The organism is Streptomyces sp. SID14478, from assembly GCF_010548525.1.
Taxonomy (GTDB): domain Bacteria; phylum Actinomycetota; class Actinomycetes; order Streptomycetales; family Streptomycetaceae; genus Streptomyces.
The window spans coordinates 1-4,946 of sequence record NZ_JAAGMG010000923.1; the positions used below are offsets into that span (position 1 = coordinate 1).

Consider the following 4,946-nt stretch of genomic DNA (forward strand, 5'->3'; position numbering starts at 1 on the left):
CAGGACGTGCAGAGCCCTGACGAGCTCCGTGGTACGCGGCTGCGGGCGGTCCACGTCGATGTGCACGGGGGCGCTGTCGCGCACGACGTCCGCCAACCGGCGGGCGGCACCCAGGAGTTGCGTGGCCGTCACACGTCCGACCCCGGGGACCTGCTGCAGCCGGCCGGGACCGGCGTCGAGCACCTGGCGGACCGTGCGCAGCCCGCCCCGCTCCACCGCGTCCAGGCGCAGCCGTCCCTCGGTCACCTCCTGGAGCCGGGACACGGCCAGGGCGTCGAGCGTCTGCGTCACCGCCTCGTCGAGGATCGGCGCGAGCGCCTCCCGCGCCGCCAGCACCGCGCGCTCGTGATCGCCGACCAGCGACCGCGCCGCCGCGTACAGGCGGACCCCGCCCGCCACCGCCTCCCGCTCACTGCGCCCCATCCGGCCGATCCCTCTCTCCTCACGCCCAGGCCCTCGCATCTTCGCAGGCGAAGAGGACGAATGCGGTCCGGATGTCGACAACGCCCAGCCGAGGTGCGACGTGCCGCGTCGAGGCACGCGGCGCAGTTCCCTGCACCGGAGCGTCAACGGTTCGTACTCGCTCCGGTCGACCGCGCCGTCTGCTGGGCGGATCCTGGATCTATGAACGGCATACGCACAACCGCGGTGGTACGCCTCGCTGCCGCCGCCGCGATGTCTGCATGTCTCCTGGGTACCAGTGTCGGTGTGGCGACGGCGGCGGGGTCGCCATCTGCGGACACGGACTGGGGAGACACGAAGAAGTGGGGCGGGGGCTTGGAGGTCACTGTCTCGCAGCCGGTGAAGTTCACGCCCTCCGCCTACTCGATCGGCCACGAGGCCGGGAACCAGGCGGTGAAGTGGCGCATCAAGGTGCACAACGGGACGGACGAAGCGTTCCAGGGCGCACTGATGACGGTGTACGCGAAGTCCGGGAACGATGGTGACACCTGTGAGCAGATCTTTGACGGTGACCTAGGAGCAGGGATAACGGGCAGCGTGTCACCCGGGTCCTCCGGTGCTGCCGAGTTTGCCTTCGACGTGCCCCGGAACCAGCTCAGCAAGGTCGACCTGGAGGTGCGGCCACTCATTTTCCATGACGGGAAGCACTGGGTCGGCGACGTCAAGTAGTGGGCCAGGGCCTCGCCCGCGGTGTCATGCCGCTTCGACGATGTCGCCCTCTGCCGCGCTCGCCCGCGTCCACTCCGCGACGAGGACCTCGTAGCGGGAGCGGGTGTCGCCGTACAGCCAGCCGCCGCAGGAGAGCACGAGCTCGCGGATCTCCGCATTCACGACGGCGGCAGGTCGCACGGGACCCGGGGCCGGGGGAGTGGGAGGCATGACGATCAGTGTAGGAGCTGTCCATGACGCAACCCCGCAGGCGGCGGAATCGGCATATGACGGTCTAGCGATCCTCCAGCCGTCAGCCGTCAGCCGTCAGCCGTCAGCCGTCAGCCGTCAGCCGTCAGACATCGGCCATGCGCTTGGCGCGCACCCGGTGGGTGTTTCCACCGACCCGGCGGCCCTGGCGCTGTGTTCGTGTCTCGCGGCCGCCGTAGCCGCCGGGGCTCTCACAGGAGTGGGGCCGTCGGACCCTCGGGTGCGGTCCGGCGTGCGGTCACCACCGCCTCGGCCACCGCGCGCACCTCGTCCTGCGGCAGAGGGCGGTAACCGTCCTCGGTGACGAGCGCGACCGTGGGGTAGATGCGCCGTGCCAGGTCCGGGCCACCGGTCGCCGAGTCGTCGTCGGCCGCGTCGTACAGCGCCTGCACCGCGACCGTCGTCGCGTCCTGCGCCGACATGCCCGGCCGGTACAGCTTCTTCAACGCCCCGCTCGCGTACGGGGATCCCGAGCCGTCGGAGTGGAAACGGGTCGCCTCGTACGGGCCGCCGGTGACGTCGAAGCTGAAGATCCTGCCGACGCCGCGCGCCGTGTCGTACCCCGCGAGCAGCGGCACCACGGCGAGGCCCTGCATGGCCTGCGCGAGATGGTCGCGGATCATCGCGGCGAGCCGCTGCGCCTTGCCGTTCAGGGTCAGTGGGCGGCGCTCCACCTTCTCGTAGTGCTCCAGTTCCAGCTGGTAGAGGCGCACCATTTCCTTGGCGAGCCCCACGGTGCCCGCGAACGCCACCGCCGTGAAGTCGTCGGCGTGGACCACCTTCTCCAGGTCACGCTGGGCGATCACGTTGCCCATCGTCGCGCGCCGGTCACCGGCCATTAGGACGCCGCCGTCGAAGGTCAGGGCGAGCACCGTGGTGCCGTGCGGGACGTCGTGCACCGGGCCCGTCTCCCGGTTCCACGGCAGGGTGTGCGGTGCCACGCGCTCGACGAGTCGGGTGAACGAAGAGGTGCTGCTGTCCAGGAACGCGGACGGCAGACCGCGCAGTTGCTCGGTCATGAGTGCTCGCCTTCTGTCGCTCAGCGTCGACGGTCTCCTCATCATGGCATCCGGCGATCAGCCCGCGTCGGCGATCAGCCCGCATCGACGAACTACATAAGCACGAAGGCGAGTTGGACGTCCGCCTGTCGAGTCGCGCCCTTTAGGTTCCTGGTCATGCTGATCACGAAGTACACCCATGCCTGCGTCCGGCTCGAGCACGAGGGGCGCGTGCTCGTCGTCGACCCCGGAATCTGGAGCGAGCCGGACGCCCTGACCGGTGCGGACGCGGTCCTGGTGACGCACGAGCACGCGGACCACGTCGACGTCCTGCGCCTGCGGGCACTCGGCGTCCCGGTGCACGCCCCGGCCGGCGCCGACATCCCGGGCCTCGCCGTGCAACGGGCCGCCGCGGGTGCGGAGTTCACCGCCGCGGGCTTCGCGGTGCGGGCGGTCGGTGGACGCCATGCGACCGTCCACGGCGGACAGCCGGACTGCGCGAACCTCGGGTACGTCGTCGACGGCGCCGTCTACCACCCGGGCGACGCGCTGCACGTCCCCGGGGAAGCGGTCGACACGCTCCTCGTGCCGGTCCACGGGTCCTGGCTGAGCACGACGCAGGCGATCGACTTCGTCAACGCGGTCGGCCCGCGCCGGGCGTTCGCCGTGCACGACGCCCAGATCAACGAGCGGGGCCTGAGCAGCGTCAACGGTTGGCTCGGCCGGGAGACCGACACCGACTACCGGTATCTGCGGCCCGGCGACGCCCTCTGATCGGGCCACCGTCCGGCAGACCGTGATCGGTTGCGCTCCCGGTCCCTGATGGCATGTACGGGACTGTTGAGGCCGCCCGGGGTCAGGCGACCTCGGGTATCCGCTCCTTGACGAGGCAGTACAGGACCACCGCGACGGCCATCACCCCGGCGGCGGTGAACACGCCCGGCGCCCAACTGCCCGTCGCGTCGCGCAGGACGCCACTGACGACGGGGCTGGCCACCGCGCCGATCTCGGCGACCAGGTTGAACAGACCGAACAGCGAGCCCCGGTCCTTCTCGTCGGCCAGGTCGCCCAGCAGGCTGTGCACGATGGGCTGCAGCGCGTTGAAGAACAGGCCGGAGAAGAAGAGGATCAGGCCGAGCAGGAGCAGCGACGGCGCGCCGTTCAGCAGGCTCGCGCCGAAGGCCACCGCGAGCACCGTGTGCACCGCCGCGCACGCCACCGCCAGCGGCTTGCGGCCCTTGCCCGCGCGCACCCGCCGATCCGCTATCCAGCCGCCCACGGGGAAGCCGATGATGCCGGCCCCCGCGTTGAACGCGGCCGTGAGGGCCGCCGCGCCGAGGCTGCTGTGCGCGCTCTCCGCGACGATCTGCACCGACCAGAACGAGAAGAACCACAGGTTCCACATCACGGCGATGAAGCCGATGTAGACCAACCACACGTTGCGGTTGAGGAGTTGGGCCGCGCGTCCGGTGGTCACGATGCCGCGGATCACGAGCGCCACCATGACGAGGAACAGCACACCGGAGCCGACCGCGGTCAGCCAGTCCGGCCAGCCGAACTCGTCGGCGAGCAGGAAGAGGGCGACGATCGCGACCGCCGCCGGGACCGAGTAGCCGATCAGGCGCAGCGCGGGCGGGCCCAGGCGCAGCGGGCGGTCGCCGCGGGCCCGGAAGAACCCCCAGGTCGCCGCCGCCACCAGCAGCGACACGCACCCGAACACGTACAGCGGCATGCTCCACGCCCGGCCGCCCATGCCCAGCGAACCGCCCCAGTCGATGAGGTGCGGGGTGGCCACGATGCCGACGGTCAGACCGATCGACAGGCCCGCCAGGACGACGCCGAGGCCGATGGTGCGGCGGGCCGGGGGCGTGTGGTTGATGACCAGGACGCGGTCGTTGGAGTAGAAGACGCCCTCGCCGAGGCCGGTGAGCACGCGTGCGACCACGAATCCGATGAGTCCGCCCGTCAGACCGGACACCAGCGTCAACAGGCCCGCCCACAGCAGCGACACGACGAGCATCTCGCGGTGCCCGTACCGGTCGCCGAGGCGGCCGCCCGCGTACTGCGTGAGCATGTAGCCGGTGAAGAACATCGAACCGATGAGGCCGCCGAGCGTCGCCGGGTTCGAGGCGTCGCCGATGAACCCGGCCTTGTTCTCGATCATCCAGGAGACGACGGGGCCGGTGACCGTGCGGTCCGCGTAACTGATCAGCCAGCCCGCGAGCAGGAAGCCCCAGAGGTGCGTGTGGCGCCCCGAGAACAGCGTGCCGCTCGGTGTGGGCGGTGGTGAGGCGGCGGTACGGGCCGGTGTGGCGGAATCCATGCGTCCCCCTTGACGCCAGGCAGCCTGGGTACGGCTTGCAGCTGGAAAGCGCTTGCCAAGATCGCAGTGGGGAGCCGGTAGGTCAATGGTTGACTTTTGGACTGTCGCTGCTTAGGGGGTGGTTGCGGTCCGGCCTTCGGTGCGGATGTCGTGCCGCCTCCGGTGCGGCGGACGTGGGGGGCCGATCCGGGCGCCGTTCGCCTCGTCCGGCCGGGTGTTCGCGCACCCGGCCGGGGCGGACGCGG

The 4,946-nt window shown here is 70.9% G+C and carries 5 protein-coding genes and 1 pseudogene; 2 read left to right on the plus strand and 4 right to left on the minus strand.

Features of this window, described 5'->3' with window-relative positions:
* Positions 1-423, minus strand: a pseudogene (locus G3I40_RS30120) (ATP-dependent helicase); the annotation flags it as partial.
* Positions 424-624: 201 nt separating this feature from the next.
* Between G3I40_RS30120 and G3I40_RS30125 the strand changes: the two are divergent.
* Positions 625-1,131 (plus strand): DUF4352 domain-containing protein, encoded by a 507-nt coding sequence (locus G3I40_RS30125; protein ID WP_164305793.1) that lies wholly within the window; start codon positions 625-627, stop codon positions 1,129-1,131.
* Between the two features lie 24 nt (positions 1,132-1,155).
* Here G3I40_RS30125 and G3I40_RS30130 read toward each other — a convergent pair whose 3' ends face one another.
* Together G3I40_RS30130 and prcB are read right to left on the minus strand one after the other, a co-directional pair.
* A complete protein-coding gene (locus G3I40_RS30130; protein WP_164305794.1) occupies positions 1,156-1,341 on the minus strand; it encodes a hypothetical protein in 186 nt (61 codons plus the stop codon).
* A 230-nt stretch (positions 1,342-1,571) separates the two neighbouring features.
* Entirely contained in the window at positions 1,572-2,399 is an 828-nt protein-coding gene (gene prcB, locus G3I40_RS30135; RefSeq protein ID WP_164305795.1) for a proteasome subunit beta, read from the minus strand.
* Positions 2,400-2,555: 156 nt separating this feature from the next.
* On the opposite strand from prcB, the gene G3I40_RS30140 reads away from it, so the two are divergent.
* Positions 2,556-3,152 carry an MBL fold metallo-hydrolase gene (locus G3I40_RS30140; protein WP_164305796.1) on the plus strand — a complete coding sequence of 199 codons (597 nt, stop codon included), beginning with the start codon at positions 2,556-2,558 and terminating at the stop codon, positions 3,150-3,152.
* Positions 3,153-3,234: 82 nt separating this feature from the next.
* On the opposite strand, the gene G3I40_RS30145 is transcribed toward G3I40_RS30140, so the two are convergent.
* Positions 3,235-4,701 (minus strand): MFS transporter, encoded by a 1,467-nt coding sequence (locus G3I40_RS30145; protein WP_164305797.1) that lies wholly within the window; start codon positions 4,699-4,701, stop codon positions 3,235-3,237.
* Positions 4,702-4,946 lie beyond the last annotated feature (245 nt).

Coding starts and splice junctions, on each gene's coding strand:
- G3I40_RS30130 (WP_164305794.1), bottom strand. CDS start 1,341: ATGCCTCCCACTCCCCCGGCCCCGGGTCCCGTGCGACCTGCCGCCGTC.
- G3I40_RS30145 (WP_164305797.1), bottom strand. CDS start 4,701: ATGGATTCCGCCACACCGGCCCGTACCGCCGCCTCACCACCGCCCACA.
- prcB (WP_164305795.1), bottom strand. CDS start 2,399: ATGACCGAGCAACTGCGCGGTCTGCCGTCCGCGTTCCTGGACAGCAGC.
- G3I40_RS30140 (WP_164305796.1), top strand. CDS start 2,556: ATGCTGATCACGAAGTACACCCATGCCTGCGTCCGGCTCGAGCACGAG.
- G3I40_RS30125 (WP_164305793.1), top strand. CDS start 625: ATGAACGGCATACGCACAACCGCGGTGGTACGCCTCGCTGCCGCCGCC.